The organism is Lentzea sp. NPDC059081, assembly GCF_042738015.1.
Classification (GTDB): domain Bacteria; phylum Actinomycetota; class Actinomycetes; order Mycobacteriales; family Pseudonocardiaceae; genus Lentzea.
The window spans coordinates 19611-33752 of the sequence record NZ_JBHYGW010000026.1 but is presented as its reverse complement, the minus strand read 5'-3'; the positions used below and the strand labels follow the sequence as shown (position 1 = coordinate 33752).

The window sequence follows — 14142 nt, the reverse complement described above, 5'->3', positions numbered from 1 at the left end:
CGTCACAGTCTACGACCCTTTAGCTACCGACCGATCGGTTGCTATATTCGCCGCGTCACAGCCTCGCCGAAGGAGCAGCCCGTGTCCGGATCCCGTGTCGTAGCACTCGGCCACCACCAGCCGGAACGCGTGCTGACCAACGCCGACCTGGAGAAGATGGTCGACACCAACGACGAGTGGATCCTCCAGCGCACCGGCATCTCGACCCGCCGGATCGCCTCCGAGACCGAGTCCGTGGCGGACATGGCCTCCGAGGCGGGCGCCAAGGCCCTGGCCGCCTCCGGCCTCGCCCCCGCCGACATCGGCCAGGTCATCGTCGCCACCTGCTCGGCCATCGACCGCTCCCCGTCTATCGCCGCCCAGGTCGCCGCCCGCCTGTCGATCCCGGCCCCGGTCTGCTTCGACCTGAACAACGCCTGCGCGGGCTTCTGCACCGCCCTGGCCACCGCGGACCACACCCTCCGCGCCGGCGCGGCCCAGCACGCCCTGGTCATCGGCGCCGAGAAGATGTCCGACCTCGTCGACTGGACCGACCGCTCCTCCTGCATCCTGCTCGGCGACGGCGCGGGCGCGGCCGTGATCAGCGCCTCCGACACCCCCGGCATCGCCCCGGTGACCTGGGGCTCGGACCCCTCCCGGGGCAACGCCGTCCGCCTGGTCGACCAGTGGCAGCCGCGCTTCGCCCAGGAGGGCCAGGCAGTCTTCCGCTGGGCCACCAGCGAGCTCCCGGCCATCGCCGCCCAGGCCTGCGAACGAGCGGGCATCGCCACCACCGACCTGGCCGGCGTCGTCACCCACCAGGCCAACCTCCGCATCATCGAGGCCTTGACCCGCAAGCTGAAGCTCCGCGACGACGTGGTGATCGGCCGCGACGTGGTGGTCTCCGGCAACACCTCCGCCGCCTCGGTCCCGCTCGCGCTCTCGAAGATGGTGGAGCGCGGCGAACTCCCCTCGGGCCAGCCCGTTCTGCTCTTCGCGTTCGGGGGCGGCCTCTCGTGGGCGGGCCAGGTGATCACGACCCCGTAGGCAGAGGCGGGAACGAGGCAGGGCGCGGCGGGGGCCGACGGGCGCGGCCCCGCACGGGCGGATCGGTGTGGCACGTCGACGCGGGCGGATCGGTGTGGACGCATCGACGCGGGCGGATCGACGTGAGGCAGGTCCGCGCGGCACGCGCAGGCTGACGCAGGGGTCCCCTTCGATTTCAGCTCCCCCGCGACCCAACGTACGCGGAGGGTCTGACACTCGGGTCGCACTGGAAATGCCAAGGCGCGGAACGACGTCGGGATCACCACCCGAGGCCGCCGAGCAAGCCCCAGGTGCCGCACAACCGTCGACCCCCTCAATGGCGATGCGAAGCGAGCCGATAAGACCCCCGCACTGCCAACGGCGAAGCCGAGGCCCCAAGCGATGCCGAAGGCGAGCCGTCTTCCCTGACGCCGATGGGCAGCGGTGCACCCACTCGTTTTTTGCGATTGGGGCTTGACTTTGGGTGCGAGGTGCTACCCCTATCGGGATCGGCCGGTTGCGAAGCATCCGGCCTTTTCCGGCCGACAGAGCGCCTCGCAAGGGCCCCGAAGTCAAGCCCCAATCGCGGATCGTCGCGGAGCGGCGATGTACCCAGTCTTTCGTCCGAGGTGCACGCCCACGCTGGAACAGCCACCCGACCGCACTGGCGACCACGCTGGAACCCGCACGGTCCCCAACCACGCTGGAAGCCGAAACCAAAACAAAACCCGCGCCCCCAACGGGAACGCGGGTAAGAACACCGAGGTGTGGCGGCCCGGGAGCCCGCCGAGCCGCCACACCGCCGGTGACGCACGAAAGAAGTCCACACCCACCGACGCGGGGAACGAGCGCATCGTCCGCGTGACGTCATAGGTCCGCCACCTGGCCACGCGGGACGACGTCGGAGTTCGCCGTCCCCGCTTGCCCTGTGCCGGCGGGCTGTCCTCCTCGGACCTGGTTAGGGCCTCGCGCGTCCTCCGCCCGTGCGCACCATCTCCGGCCTCGACCTCGAGTGCCTCCGCCGCTGCAATGGCGGGGACATCGACGACGAGACTGACGGGGGAACCGATGATGCGAGGGCGGCGACCGGTTCTGGAACTGGGATGAGCGAGGTGGGCAGGACCTCCGGCTCGGCGGCAGCGGGTTCCTCCGGCTGCGTCCACACCGGGGTGTTGGTGTCCACCTGGTTCTGGCGGAAGAGCTCCGGGGTCTCGGTGATGATCTTGCCCGGTTCTTCCAGGCCCACGATGCCGACGAGCTTGCCGTTGGCGATGAAGCCGGTGAGCCCGTTGACGTCCGTGGTGTCGGTGCCCAGGACCGGGAGGCCGGCACCCTGGACCCGCATGCCGTACTGCTCGGTCCAGAAGCGCGGGACCGGCGTGTAGGTCTTGGCGTGGTTGCGGCCCACGAGGAGGTTCTCGGCCGCCGCACGGCCTCCCTCGACGGCGTTGAGCCAGTGCTCGACGCGGCGCGTGACGCCGTTGAAACGCATGTTGGGCCAGCGGGCCACGTCACCGCAGGCGACGATGTTCTCGGCGCCGACCACGTGGTTCGTCGCGTCGCACAGCACGCCGTCCTCGATGTCGAGGCCGGAGCCGCGCAGCCAGTCGACGGCCGGTGAGGCGCCGACGGCCAGCACGACGCACGAAGCGAAGTAGACCTGGCCGTCCGACAGGTGGATGCCGATGCCGCCGGGCTGGCGCACCCAGTGCTTGATGCCGACGCCGGTGGCCAGGCGCACACCGTGCTCGACGTGCGCCTCGGTGATCTTCTTGCCGATCTCGTCGCCGACGACACCGCCCAGCAGCGCGGGCGAGCGCACGATCAGCGCGACGTCGCGGCCCATGTGCCGGACCGAGCAGGCGAGCTCGCAGCCGATGAACCCGCCGCCGATGACGGCGACGAGGCCCTGCGACTGCCGGATGTTCTTGCGGATCGCGACCGCGTCGTCCAACGTCCGCAGCACGTGCACCCGCGGGTCGTGGCGCGGAGCCCCGCCCATCGCCCTGGCGTCGACGCCGGTGGCGATGATCATGCCGTCGTACTTGATCTCCTCGCCGCCGGGCACCCAGACCGACTGCTTCTTCGGGTCCAGGTGCAGGGCGGGGGAGTTCAGCCGCCACTCGGCGTCGAGGTCTCCCGAGAACGACAGCAACGAGTCGTCCGGGGTCCACTCACCGGTGATGATCTGCTTCGACAGGCACGGGCGGTGGTACGGGAGGTGCCTCTCCGCGGACAGGATGGTGATCTGCCCGTCGAAACCCATCTCCCGCAGCCGTTCCGCGGATCGGACTCCACCGAGCCCGCCGCCGACGACCACGATCCGTTCGCTCACTTCACTCGCTCCCTGATCTCGATCGCGCGCATCGGACACGCGCGTTGTGCCGCTCGGGCCTGAGCGAAGTGCTCCTCTGGCGGCCGACGGTTGTAGGTCAGGCGGTTGTCCTCGATCAGCTGGAAGACATCCGGTGCCTCCGCCTGGCAGGTGCCGTAGCGGTGGCATTTCTCGTTGTTGACGCTCACGTCCATCGCGTCGCCCTCGCCGATGCCGGGCTCCTTGCCGCGTTCGGCGTCGAGCATGCCGATGCGGACGAGCACCTCGGGCGGCAGGAACCTGGCGAGCGCCAGGGTCGCGGTGGGGACGAGGACGGTGAGTCCGGCGAGCCAGAGAACGGACAGGTTGCCGTTCGCGATGGCGCCGAACCAGGAGTGCACCACGGTGATCGTCACCGCGATGTACGCCGTCTGGTGGAACCTCAGCCACTTGCGGTAGAAGACCTTGTGCCTCATCGAGGCGAGCACGGCGATCGCGAGCATGACCTCCAGGCCGAGGATGCCCAGCGCGTGCCGGAAGAGACCGCCGTCCACGAACGGCAGGACGAGCTTGATGAAGCTGAAGGTACCGGTCTGGATCAACGTGAAGGCGAACGCGTGGATGCAGCCGAACGCGATCGCCAGGGAGGCGAGCACCATGTGCCCGTTCTTCAGTCCTTCACGGCCGGTGAGCTTCTCGGCCCACCCGGTCGCGATCAGCACGCCCCAGGACAAGGTGGCGCACATCATGACGTAAGCCAGCCTGGCAGACAGCTGTGCCATCTTCTTGACGCCCGCGTCGAACTCGGACGACTGGGCCACCAGGAGCGGAATCTGGCTCGACAACAACTCTTCCTCCGGAAAGAACTTTCTCGCGGGAACCCACCCGGCCCTGCAGGTGCAGGAGTGGACACATCAGGGCCGGGCGGGTGGGAACAGGTCCGCGTTGGAGTGCCTCTGACCTGGGGACACCACCTCCGTTTCCCGTTGGTGCAACGGGGTCTTGCGACAATCACCGCACCGGTCGTCGCGGGCGGAGTACTCGGAGCAGCAGGACCGTGAGGACGGCTCCCGCCGCGGTGACCGTGAGGATCACCCACATGTTCGGCCCCTCACCGGAGGCCAGGGTCGCGTTGATGATGCCGCCGGCCGGCTGGGGTTCCGCGAACGACGAGTCGCCCGCGAGGCCCGTGCTCTCCAGCAGCGTCATGTGCTTCATCACGACGTCGATGCCGGCCTGGGCGAACCCGCGGATGACGTCGTTGCGGGTCTGCGTGCGCACCTTCGCGATGAAGTTGAAGACCTGGCCGTGCGCGGCGCGCAGCCGGGCGACGAAGGCCTGGTCGAACGCGTCGCCTTCGAGACCGTTGAGCTCTTCCATCCACGACTGCTGCGAGGGGTTCGGCACGTCGGGGGTGGTCAGGCCGAAGCCGGCGGCCGTCTTCTTCGTCAGGGTGTCGAGCATCATGTGGTCGAGCATGATCATCTTGCCGATCTGCTTGACCCTGGCGTTCGACGCCTTCGTGGCCGTCAGCTCACCCATGGGCATCTCCCACAGGCCTGCCTGGCGCACCTTGTTCAGCAGTTCGCGGTCGTTCGCGGTCAACGGTCCGCTCGGGGTGTCCATCACTCCCCCGGTGTCCGCGGGCTGCGCTGCAGCGGTCGCGGAGAGGCCGGAGAAGAGGAACAACATCGCCAAGACGGTGGCGAGGGCTCTGGTCATCGTCTTGATGTCCTCGTTGTTCAAGGGAAGCCGGTAGGGGGACTGGGGTCTGAGCAGCGGCTCAGTAGCCGGGTGCGCTCGGTGGCGGGTCGGACTGCGGCGTCTGACCGGCCGAGCTGGGGGGTGCACTCGGCGTACCGCTGGTCTTGCTGCTGTTGTTCTGCGCCTTGCCGCCGGTGATCTTGGCGCCGTTGGGGGCGGTGGCGAACCACACACCACCCTTCGCCTGGCCCTTCATGTCGCCGGCGACCTTGTCCTCGGCGTAGGTGTACTGCGGCCAGCCGGCGATCGTCAGCTGCTTGCTGCCGTCCGCCCTGGTCACGGTGCCCATGGAGATCGGATCCACGCCGGTCGCCATCGCGGGCTTGTCCGCGATCACCGGCTTCCACGCCTTCGCGCACTCGCCCTCGCAGTTGGACTTGGACGGCTTCGCGACGTCCTTGTCGTAGCGGTAGAGCGGGAGCCCGTCGCCGTCGGTGACGAACCAGCCCATCTGCTCGGTGTTCGCGATGAAGAGCATCATCGACCCGGTCAGATCAGCGTTCTTCGCCTGCAAGCCGCCCGTCGCGGCCCCTCCGGGAGGGGTCTGGGTGCCGCCGCACGCCGTGAGGCTGAGAGCCAGTGCCGCCAGGGCGGTGATGGCCTGTCCACGTCGCATCGGCTGGTCCTTTCTCGGCTTGGGTACCGAGGAGTACGGACACGATCCGGCAACGGTTCACGAACTTCGTGAGGAATATTTGCCTCTCGACTTGAGACGGTTGATGGGGCAAGGATGTCCCCCGTGGCGCGGCATAGACGTCAACGTGAGTTAGACGAGCAATCACCAAGACCGGGGTCTCTCGAGGAAGAGCTGATCCGTCGGCTGTACGAGGAATTCGGCAGTGCCCTGCTGGGACACTGCATGAGGTTGACGGGCCACGATCGTCAGTGGGCCGAGGACATCGTGCAGGAAACCCTGGTCAGGGCATGGCGCAACGCCGAGAAACTCGAGCGTGACCCCGTGCTCTTGCGGTCGTGGTTGTTCACGGTGGCAAGGCGGTTGGTCATCGACGACAGGCGCAAGAGAAGCGTCCGTCCGCAGGAGTTCGAACTGACCCCTTCGGACGAGTCGCCCTCCGGAAGTGAAGAGGATCGCACCCTCGCGGCGATCGTCGTGGCGGAGGCGATGAACGGTCTCTCGGAGGAACACAGGGAGGCTATTCTCGAAACATATCTGCGGGACCGCACCGTCGGTGAGGCCGCGGCGGCACTGGGAGTGCCGCCGGGAACGGTCAAGTCGAGGGTGTACTACGCGCTCCGTGCGTTGCGGCGTGCGTTGCACGAACGGGGAGAGACGCGGTGACAACGGCACCAGATCACCTCGACGTCGCCGCCTACGTGCTCGGCATTCTCGATGCCGAGGAGGTGGAGGCGTTCGAGAACCACCTGACGGAATGTCGCCGGTGCGCTCTTGACCTGCGCGACTTCGCGGTGGTGCCGGACCTCATCGACGAGGCCGACGCGGGCGGCATGCTGCGCGGCACGGCCCCGGAACGTCCGGACGGCAAGTCGGTCCGGGTCATGCTCGACGCCGTCTCGGCGCGCAGGAAGCGCCGACGGTGGTTCGTCGCCCAGGGTGTCGCGGCCGCCGCCGCCGGCATCGTGGCGGTGACGATCGTCGCGACGACCCTGGTCGTGCGCAACGGCGACGACGGTTCCACCCAGGCAGCACCCCAGAACACCGCGACGTCCCAGACGCCCGTGGCGAACAACTCGAGCGACGCCTCGATGAAGGTGCAGCACCAAGACCCGAACAGCGGCGTGTCCACGAAGATCGCGGCATCGGACGAGCCCTGGGGAACCACGATGGACATCGAGGTCAGCGGCATGTCCGGCCCCAGCAGAGGATCGCTCGTCGCGGTGGGACGCGCCGGCCGCGTCGCCCAGGTCACGTCCTGGTACGCGCCCGAGAAGGTCGCCGGCGACTCCAAGACCATCCGGCTCCAGGCGAACGTGGCCATGCGCTGGCACGAGATCGCGACGTTCCGGATCGTCGACGAGAACGGCAAGACCCTGCTCGAGGCCGTCGCTTCCTGACGTTTCGCGACACCAGCCCACTGCCCCCGCGGGATCCATGAGATCCTGAGGGGGCAGTTGTCGTTTCGGGGAGGCTTTCTACGTGGCTATGGGCCCGTCAGCGGTCGAGCGCTGGCTCGATCTGTCCACTGAGGAGCTGCGCGCTCAGGTCAAGCAGCTCGTGGCCGCTCGGCTACCGGGTGATCACGCGGTGTGGCAGGCGGTTCGGCGTCATCCCGCTCTGGTCCCGCGCGTGCGAGGAGTCCTTTCCGGACTCGCGGCGTCGGCAGCCGGCAGCAAGGACGAGGCGATGCAGAAGGTCTGGATCTCGAAGGCGCGCGCCGCCCTCGACCAGCCCTACGTCGCGCCCGTCAGGGCCGCGCGCAAGCCGGCGGCCAAGGAAGTCCCGGTTGAAGACGCCCCCGGCGGGGAATCCGAACCGGTGATCGACCTGCGCGAGCCGGAGCCCCAGGAGCCCCGGCAGCCGCACAGGGCGATCCCCACGATGCTCTTCCAGGAACCCAACTAGGAGCCGCAGCGCTCCTCCGGGCCACACCAACTAGGAGCCGCAGCCAAGATGGTCGTCTTCGGGTCGCTCATCTCCCTGTCCGGTCTGCTGATCCTGCTGTTCCGCACCGCCTCGCTGGGCGGCCTGAGCCCCGCGGTGGTCGGGTGGGTGATGATCCCGCTCGGCCTGGTGTTCGCGGCCCTCGGCGTGCTGCGCAACCGCCGCAAGCGCGCCCAGAAGGGCCCGGGGCCGGTCGGGAACCCGATCCAGCGGGCCAAGGCGTTGCCGCGGCTGTGGAAGGCCTGGCGCAGCGGCAACTACCCCGACCTGCCCCGCAGCCAGGTGGTGCTGTGGGCGGTGGCGCTGGTCTACCTCGTGTCGCCGATCGACTTCGTCCCGGAGCTGCTTCCGGTGATCGGCGTGACCGACGACGCGGGTGTCCTCGTGTGGCTGCTGAGCAGCCTGTCCCTCACCTCAGGCGCGTACCTCCGCTGGGAGAAGGACCATCGCGACCCTGCCCGCGGGATCGAGGCCCCTGGCGGCCTCGGCGGTCATGATCCCGGTGAGGCCGGGCGAGGTCTCCGTTAACGCCTGGAAGCCCAGTCGCTCGTAGTAGGGCGCGTTCCACGGCACGTCGCGGAACGTCGTCAGCGTCACGGGACGGTCGCCGCGGGTCACGTGCTCGATCAGGGCGGCGCCGATCCCCTGGCGGGCGTGCGAGGGGTGCACGCTGACCTGGTGCACGTGCACGGCGTCGTCGACGTCCCCGATCGCGATGAACGCCACGGGCACGCCTTCCGCGCCGATGGCCACCCACACCTCGTGCTCGGCGAGGTCTTCCAGGGACATCGGGTCGTCGTCGGCGATCTCCGGCATGCCGAAGGCGCGGAACGGTTCCCCGGACGCGACTTCGATCTCCTGGAGGTACGTCAGTTCGGCTGGTTGGGCGAGACGGATCAACACGCCCACCATCCTGGTAGGTCAGACGCGAGCGCCGCAGCCCGGTCGCGTTAAAGTTCAGGCTTGATGCGAACGAAGACCGTGCGCGTCCTCCTGGTCGAGGACGACGATGGAGACGCCGTGCTCGTCGAGGCGCTGCTCGAAGAAGCGAGCGCGCCTTTCATCCTGTCGCGCGCACACACCCTCGCGGAGGCGGAGGGCAAGCTGTCCGACGCCCAGTGCGTGCTGCTCGACCTCGGACTGCCGGACTCCCAGGGCCTCGACGGCCTGCACCGGCTGCTCAAGAAGCCCAACGCGCCCGCGATCCTCGTGCTGACGGGCCTCGACGACGAACGCGAGGGCATCGACGCGGTCGCGGCGGGCGCCGAGGACTACCTCATCAAGGGCCAGGTCGACGGCGAGCTGCTGATGCGCGGCGTCCGGTACGCGGTCGAACGGCGCCGCGCCGAGGACGCGCAGCGGCTGCTGCGCGAGGCCGAGCTGAGCGCCGCCGAACGGTCCCGCCTGGAACGCGGCCTGCTGCCCAACCCGCTGCTGCACGACTCGGACGTGCAGCTCGACGTCCGCTACCAGCCCGGCGGCCAGCGGATGCTGCTCGGCGGCGACTTCTACGACGTGGTCGGCATGCCGGACGGCACCGTGCACGCGATCATCGGCGACGTCTGCGGCCACGGCCCGGACGAGGCCGCGCTGGGCGTCTGCCTGCGGATCGCGTGGCGCGCGCTGGTGCTCGCCGGTGAGCCGCCGGAGAAGGTGCTGCACACGCTCGACCAGGTGCTGGTCGCGGAGCGGCACGGCGACGGCATCTTCACCACGGCGTGCATGGTGACCGTGGCGCCGGACCGGCGGTCGGCGCGCTACTTCCTCGCCGGGCACCCCGAGCCGTTGCTGACGGTCGGCCGCCAGATCGTGGACCTGCCCCAGTCGAAGATCGGGGTCCCGCTCGGCGTGCTGCCCGACTACGCCTGGACGGGCGTGGACGTGCAGCTCCCGACCGGCTGGTCGCTCGCCGTGTACACGGACGGGCTGATCGAGGGCAGGGTGCCCGACGACACCGACAGGCTCGGCGTCGAGCGGTTGTGCGAGATCCTGGACAGACACCTGCGCACCGGTCCCGACTGGATGGACTCGGTCATCGCGGAGGTGACGGAGCTCAACGGCGGGCCGCTCGACGACGACGTGGCCATCCTGCTGTTGAAGGACGGAAAGTGACGCTGCCGGAAAGGCTGCCGGCGAGCCGCCTGCTCGCCGCCATCGTGGTGGTCCTGCTCGCGATGACGGCCGTGGCGATCGCGTCCACCGTCGTCGCCCTCGACGGGCTGGGCAACGCCCGCGCGCGCTCGGTCGACCAGGTGGAACCCGCCGGGCGCGTGGTGCGGGACCTCAACCGCGCCCTGCTCGACGAGGAGACGGGCCTGCGCGGGTTCGTGCTGACGGGCCAGGACGACTTCCTCACGCCCTACCTGGACGGCCGCCGGACCGAGGTGGAGTCCGCGGAACGCGTGCGCGACCTCGTCGGCGACGTCAACGGCCGGGTGCGGCGCATCGAGGAGCTCGCGCGGCAGTGGCGCGGCCAGTACGCGGAACCGGCGATCGCGGGCATCCGGCTCTCCGGGCCCGGCTCCGCCGCCACGCAGGACACCGACCGCGGCAAGGCGATCTTCGACCAGGTCCGCGCCGAGGTGGCGGCGCTGGAGACCGACGTCGCGAACCTCGGCCGCACCGCCCGCGCGGAGCTGGACCACGCGGCCCAGGTGGTGTTGTGGCTGGTCATCGGCATGGGCGTGCTGCTGGTCGCGGTGATCGGCGGGTTGTCCCTGCTGCTGCACCGCCTGCTCGTCACCCCGCTCGCCGACCTCGCCGAGCACACCCGGCAGGTCGCCTCCGGCGACTTCGACCACGCGATCGACGCGAGCGGGCCGCGCGAGACGGTCATGCTCGCCGAGGACGTGGACGCGATGCGCCGCCGGATCGTGCAGGAGCTGGAGACGCTCGCCTCGGCCAAGACGGAGCTGCAGCGGTCCAACTCGGAGCTGGAGCAGTTCGCCTACGTCGCCTCGCACGACCTGCAGGAACCGCTGCGCAAGGTCGCGTCGTTCTGCCAGCTGCTGCAACGCCGCTACGGCGGCCAGCTCGACGACCGCGCCGACCAGTACATCGAGTTCGCCGTGGACGGCGCCAAGCGCATGCAGGGCCTGATCAACGACCTGCTGGCGTTCTCCCGCGTGGGCCGGCTGACCCGCGAGCAGACGGTGATCGACCTCAACGACGTCGTGCGCCAGGTCGTCGACAGCTTCTCCGAGCGCATCGAGGAGACCCGCGCCCTGGTCGTCGCCGAGAACCTGCCCTCCGTGCGCGGCGAGGCGACGCTGCTCAGCGCCGTGTTCCAGAACCTGATCAGCAACGCGCTGAAGTTCAAGGGCGAGTCAGACCCGGTCGTCAACATCGAGGCCGAGCGCGACGGCGACATGTGGAAGTTCACCGTGCACGACAACGGCATCGGGATCGAGCCGGAGTACGCTGACCGGATCTTCGTCATCTTCCAGCGCCTGCACCCGAAGGACGCCTATCCGGGCACGGGCATCGGACTGGCGATGTGCCGGAAGATCGTCGAGTACCACGGCGGCACGATCTGGCTGAAGACCGATGTGGACTCCGGCACGAGTTTCGAGTTCACCCTGCCCGTGGTACCCGAGCTCGTCGCACAAGCTGAGGAAGTACATGTCTGAGTCACCGCTGAACGTGATCGACGTCCTGCTCGTCGAGGACGACCCCGGCGACGCCCTGATGACCCAGGAGGCGTTCGAGCACCACAAGATCCGCAACACGCTGCACATCGTCAAGGACGGTGTGGAGGCGCTGGAGTTCCTGCGCCGGGAGGGGCAGTACGTCAACGCGCCACGGCCTGGGCTGATCCTGCTGGACCTCAACCTTCCTCGCAAGGACGGGCGCGAGGTGCTGAGCGAGATCAAGGCGGACGCCGAGCTCCGGTCGATTCCGGTGGTGGTGCTGACCACTTCGGAGGCGGAGGAGGACATTCTGCGGAGTTACAGCTTGTACGCGAACGCTTACGTGACCAAGCCGGTGGACTTCGATCGGTTCATCGATGTGGTGCGGCAGATCGACGACTTCTTCGTGACCGTGGTGAAGCTTCCCCGGTAGTTGGTTTGGGCCTGCGGCGTCTGCTCGCCTTCGGCATCGCTTGAAATGCCTGGCCGGTCAAGCCGAGGCGGTCATCACCGCGGCGCTGAAGTCCAGGCACGACTGGCAGATCTGGGCTTCGGCGCCCGCGTGGACCGGCTTCGTCTCGCTGCAGAACGAGCAGTCGCCGGTCTCCCCCACCTGCACCTCGGCGACGCACAGGTCGCAGATCAGGGCGGCCGGTCCTGCCATCAGCTTGCCCACGTCGCCGGCCGTGCGCGAGCAGAACCAGCAGCGTTCGACGCGCTTCGACTGTTCGACGATCTGGTGGACGCGCTGGTGGCTCATCTTCAGCGCCTCGGCGATCTCGCGCATCGAGCCGCCCGCGCGGTGCAGGCGCAGGACGCTGTGGTGGTAGACGGCCTTGGCGATGTCGGCTTGCCCCTGCGCAGCGGCGGAGGCGGTGCCCGCCTTCCGTGCCGCTGCCAGCAGGTCCTCGTCCAGTGTCATGCCGTCTACGGTAGCTAGACAGCGTCTGGTGTCGATAGACGCCGTCTAGGTGAACTAGACGGTCAGTCGACGCTCCGCACGATCACCGGCTCCTCGTCCGCCTGCACGACCCACTCCTGCGGCTCGCGCGGCTCCGGGAAGACCGGGGCCCAGATGCCTGTGCCACCGGGGCGGTGGCCCTTGCGCAACTCGAATTCCTCTCGCGTGGTCATGCTTTTTGGCTACCCGTCTCAGCGGAACGTATGCCTGAGAGCATCGTCGTGATGGCGTCCATGACCCGCGCGGTGGCCTCGTCCAGGACCTCCGCGGTGAGCTCGCGGCCGTAGAGGTCGGACAGGTCCACCGGTGCGCCCGCCACGACCTCGATCTCCTTGCGCGGCAGCAGGCGGGGCAGGATCGTGCCCTTCGGCAGCAGGTTCTGCGTGCCCCACTCCGCGACGGGCACGACGGGCACTCGGGCTTCGAGGGCCATGCGCGCCACGCCCGACTTGCCCTTCATCGGCCAGTTCTCGGGGTCGGTCGTGAACGTGCCCTCGGGGAACGCCATCACGCACTCGCCCCGGCGCAGCGCCTCCACGGCCGGACGCAGGGCCTCCGAGGCCTTCACGGTGCCCCGTTCGACCGGGATGTGGCCTCCGGAGCGCATGATCCAGCCGACGACCGGAGCGCGCCACAGGGAGGCCTTCGCGAGTACGCGCGGGACGCGGTTCGACATCAGCGCGAACACGACGGCCGAGACCGCGTCGGCGTTCGACAGGTGGTTGAACGCGAGGATCACGCCTCCGTTGCCCGGCACGTGGTGCCTGCCGCGCACCCGGAGGCGGACGAACAGCACGACGAAGGGCCACAGGACGTCGATCGCCAGGGAGAACCAGAAGCCGCGGCCCCTGCGGGGCATCTTCCAGGTCCAGGCGGCCAGCTCGAGCGGTGTCACGCCGAATATTCGAGCACGCCAGCGGGCGCGGTTCTGGTCAGTTCGCCACGTTCGACGAGAACGTCCAGGTGCGCGGCCGTCTCGCCGACCGCCAGGACCTGGTTGAACATGTCCAGGTCGTCGAAGCGGCGCTGGCGGCGGGTCCAGCCGATCTTGCGGGCGGTCTCGAACGCCGTGCCGCTGACCGCCCGGTGGATCTCCTCCAGGCGCTGCTCGTGGAAGTCGAGCAGCTCGTCCACGCGGGCGTGCGAGCTGTCGGTCACCGGGCCGTGCGCGGGCAGCAGCTTCAGGTCCGGCAGCTCGCGGGTCAGGCGGAGCGAGGACAGGTAGTCGCCGAGCGGCAGTTCGGGGCGCAGCGGCTCGAACCCGATCGACGGCGTGATGTGCGGCAGCACGTGGTCACCGGAGAAGAGGACCTTCGCGCCGTGGTCGACGAACACGACGTGACCGCGCGTGTGTCCGGGGGTCGGGACGATCTCCAGCTTCCGGTGTTCGAGGTCGAGGACGCCGCGCTCGAGCCACTCGTCCGGCTCCTCGTAGTCGCGCAGGGCCGCGGCTCCGCGGTCGCCGTGGTGCATCACCTTGATCCAGAGCTCCGCCAGCTCGCTCGCACCCCATTTACGCAGGTCGGCGACGTTGCCGTCCTCCTGCGCGCGCATCAGGTGCCGCAGCGACGGCTGCTCGCCGAGACCCAGGCCGACCTTCGTGCCGAACAGGCGGCGGAGCGAGACGGCCATCGTGAAGTGGTCGCGGTGGACGTGCGTGACGAGGAACCGGCGGATGTCCTCGAAGCCCTTGCCCAGGGTGCCGAGCGCGGCCTCCAGCTGGTCCTTGGCCTCGTCGAGGGCCCAGCCGGAGTCCACCATGACGAGGCCGTCGCCGTCCTCGACCGCGTAGACGTTGACCGCGCGCAGCCCGTCGTTCGGCAACGGCAGCGGGATGCGGTGCACGCCTGGTGCCACCTCGAACGCGCCCGGTTCACTCCACAACGCC

General features: G+C 69.2%; 17 protein-coding genes. 8 read left to right on the top strand and 9 right to left on the bottom strand.

Annotated elements, in window-relative coordinates:
• The first annotated feature begins 81 nt into the window (after positions 1-81).
• On the top strand, positions 82-1026 hold the full coding sequence (locus ACFWV3_RS36535) for a beta-ketoacyl-ACP synthase III (RefSeq protein WP_382418367.1): 945 nt from the start codon (positions 82-84) through the stop codon (positions 1024-1026).
• Between the two features lie 937 nt (positions 1027-1963).
• On the opposite strand, the gene ACFWV3_RS36530 is transcribed toward ACFWV3_RS36535, so the two are convergent.
• The 4 genes from ACFWV3_RS36530 to ACFWV3_RS36515 all read right to left on the bottom strand — a co-directional run bounded on the left by ACFWV3_RS36530 (position 1964) and on the right by ACFWV3_RS36515 (position 5699).
• Positions 1964-3340, bottom strand: coding sequence for an NAD(P)/FAD-dependent oxidoreductase (locus tag ACFWV3_RS36530; protein ID WP_382418365.1), 1377 nt, complete (start codon positions 3338-3340; stop codon positions 1964-1966).
• Positions 3337-4164 carry a 4Fe-4S domain-containing protein gene (locus ACFWV3_RS36525; RefSeq protein ID WP_382418363.1) on the bottom strand — a complete coding sequence of 276 codons (828 nt, stop codon included), beginning with the start codon at positions 4162-4164 and terminating at the stop codon, positions 3337-3339. The genes ACFWV3_RS36530 and ACFWV3_RS36525 overlap by 4 nt, the downstream gene beginning before the upstream one ends.
• A gap of 166 nt (positions 4165-4330) precedes the next feature.
• Positions 4331-5065 carry a DUF4142 domain-containing protein gene (locus tag ACFWV3_RS36520; protein ID WP_330853957.1) on the bottom strand — a complete coding sequence of 245 codons (735 nt, stop codon included), beginning with the start codon at positions 5063-5065 and terminating at the stop codon, positions 4331-4333.
• 37 nt (positions 5066-5102) lie between these two features.
• On the bottom strand, positions 5103-5699 hold the full coding sequence (locus ACFWV3_RS36515; RefSeq protein WP_382418360.1) for a hypothetical protein: 597 nt from the start codon (positions 5697-5699) through the stop codon (positions 5103-5105).
• A gap of 114 nt (positions 5700-5813) precedes the next feature.
• Between ACFWV3_RS36515 and ACFWV3_RS36510 the strand changes: the two genes are divergently transcribed.
• From ACFWV3_RS36510 to ACFWV3_RS36495, 4 genes are all read left to right on the top strand, one after another.
• Positions 5814-6383, top strand: a complete 570-nt coding sequence (locus tag ACFWV3_RS36510; protein WP_090055807.1) for a sigma-70 family RNA polymerase sigma factor — start codon at positions 5814-5816, stop codon at positions 6381-6383.
• Positions 6380-7117 (top strand): anti-sigma factor family protein, encoded by a 738-nt coding sequence (locus ACFWV3_RS36505; RefSeq protein ID WP_382418358.1) that lies wholly within the window; start codon positions 6380-6382, stop codon positions 7115-7117. Before ACFWV3_RS36510 ends, ACFWV3_RS36505 begins: the two co-directional genes overlap by 4 nt.
• Positions 7118-7205: 88 nt before the next feature.
• Complete coding sequence (locus ACFWV3_RS36500) at positions 7206-7625, top strand: hypothetical protein (RefSeq protein ID WP_382418357.1); 420 nt, start codon at positions 7206-7208, stop codon at positions 7623-7625.
• A 48-nt stretch (positions 7626-7673) separates the two neighbouring features.
• Complete coding sequence (locus tag ACFWV3_RS36495) at positions 7674-8192, top strand: YkvA family protein (RefSeq protein WP_382418355.1); 519 nt, start codon at positions 7674-7676, stop codon at positions 8190-8192.
• Here ACFWV3_RS36495 and ACFWV3_RS36490 read toward each other — a convergent pair.
• On the bottom strand, positions 8079-8564 hold the full coding sequence (locus ACFWV3_RS36490) for a GNAT family N-acetyltransferase (RefSeq protein WP_382418512.1): 486 nt from the start codon (positions 8562-8564) through the stop codon (positions 8079-8081). The two genes, ACFWV3_RS36495 and ACFWV3_RS36490, sit on opposite strands and share 114 nt — an antisense overlap.
• A 66-nt stretch (positions 8565-8630) precedes the next feature.
• Here ACFWV3_RS36490 and ACFWV3_RS36485 point away from each other — a divergent pair, with 66 nt between their 5' ends.
• From ACFWV3_RS36485 to ACFWV3_RS36475, 3 genes are read left to right on the top strand one after another with little or no spacing between them, the layout of a single operon-like run.
• The gene (locus tag ACFWV3_RS36485; protein ID WP_382418353.1) at positions 8631-9776 is read left to right on the top strand and encodes a PP2C family protein-serine/threonine phosphatase; all 1146 of its coding nucleotides are present in this window, start codon (positions 8631-8633) and stop codon (positions 9774-9776) included.
• Positions 9773-11293, top strand: coding sequence for an ATP-binding protein (locus tag ACFWV3_RS36480; RefSeq protein WP_382418351.1), 1521 nt, complete (start codon positions 9773-9775; stop codon positions 11291-11293). Before ACFWV3_RS36485 ends, ACFWV3_RS36480 begins: the two co-directional genes overlap by 4 nt.
• A complete protein-coding gene (locus ACFWV3_RS36475) occupies positions 11286-11726 on the top strand; it encodes a response regulator (protein ID WP_382418349.1) in 441 nt (146 codons plus the stop codon). The genes ACFWV3_RS36480 and ACFWV3_RS36475 overlap by 8 nt, the downstream gene beginning before the upstream one ends.
• Positions 11727-11783: 57 nt before the next feature.
• Here ACFWV3_RS36475 and ACFWV3_RS36470 read toward each other — a convergent pair whose 3' ends face one another.
• From ACFWV3_RS36470 to ACFWV3_RS36455, 4 genes are all read right to left on the bottom strand, one after another.
• A complete protein-coding gene (locus ACFWV3_RS36470) occupies positions 11784-12215 on the bottom strand; it encodes a ClpX C4-type zinc finger protein (RefSeq protein WP_382418347.1) in 432 nt (143 codons plus the stop codon).
• 62 nt (positions 12216-12277) lie between these two features.
• Positions 12278-12427 (bottom strand): hypothetical protein, encoded by a 150-nt coding sequence (locus ACFWV3_RS36465; RefSeq protein ID WP_382418345.1) that lies wholly within the window; start codon positions 12425-12427, stop codon positions 12278-12280.
• The gene (locus ACFWV3_RS36460) at positions 12424-13149 is read right to left on the bottom strand and encodes a lysophospholipid acyltransferase family protein (protein WP_382418343.1); all 726 of its coding nucleotides are present in this window, start codon (positions 13147-13149) and stop codon (positions 12424-12426) included. Before ACFWV3_RS36460 ends, ACFWV3_RS36465 begins: the two co-directional genes overlap by 4 nt.
• Positions 13146-14138 carry an MBL fold metallo-hydrolase gene (locus ACFWV3_RS36455; protein WP_382418341.1) on the bottom strand — a complete coding sequence of 331 codons (993 nt, stop codon included), beginning with the start codon at positions 14136-14138 and terminating at the stop codon, positions 13146-13148. The genes ACFWV3_RS36460 and ACFWV3_RS36455 overlap by 4 nt, the downstream gene beginning before the upstream one ends.
• Between the last annotated feature and the right edge of the window lie 4 nt (positions 14139-14142).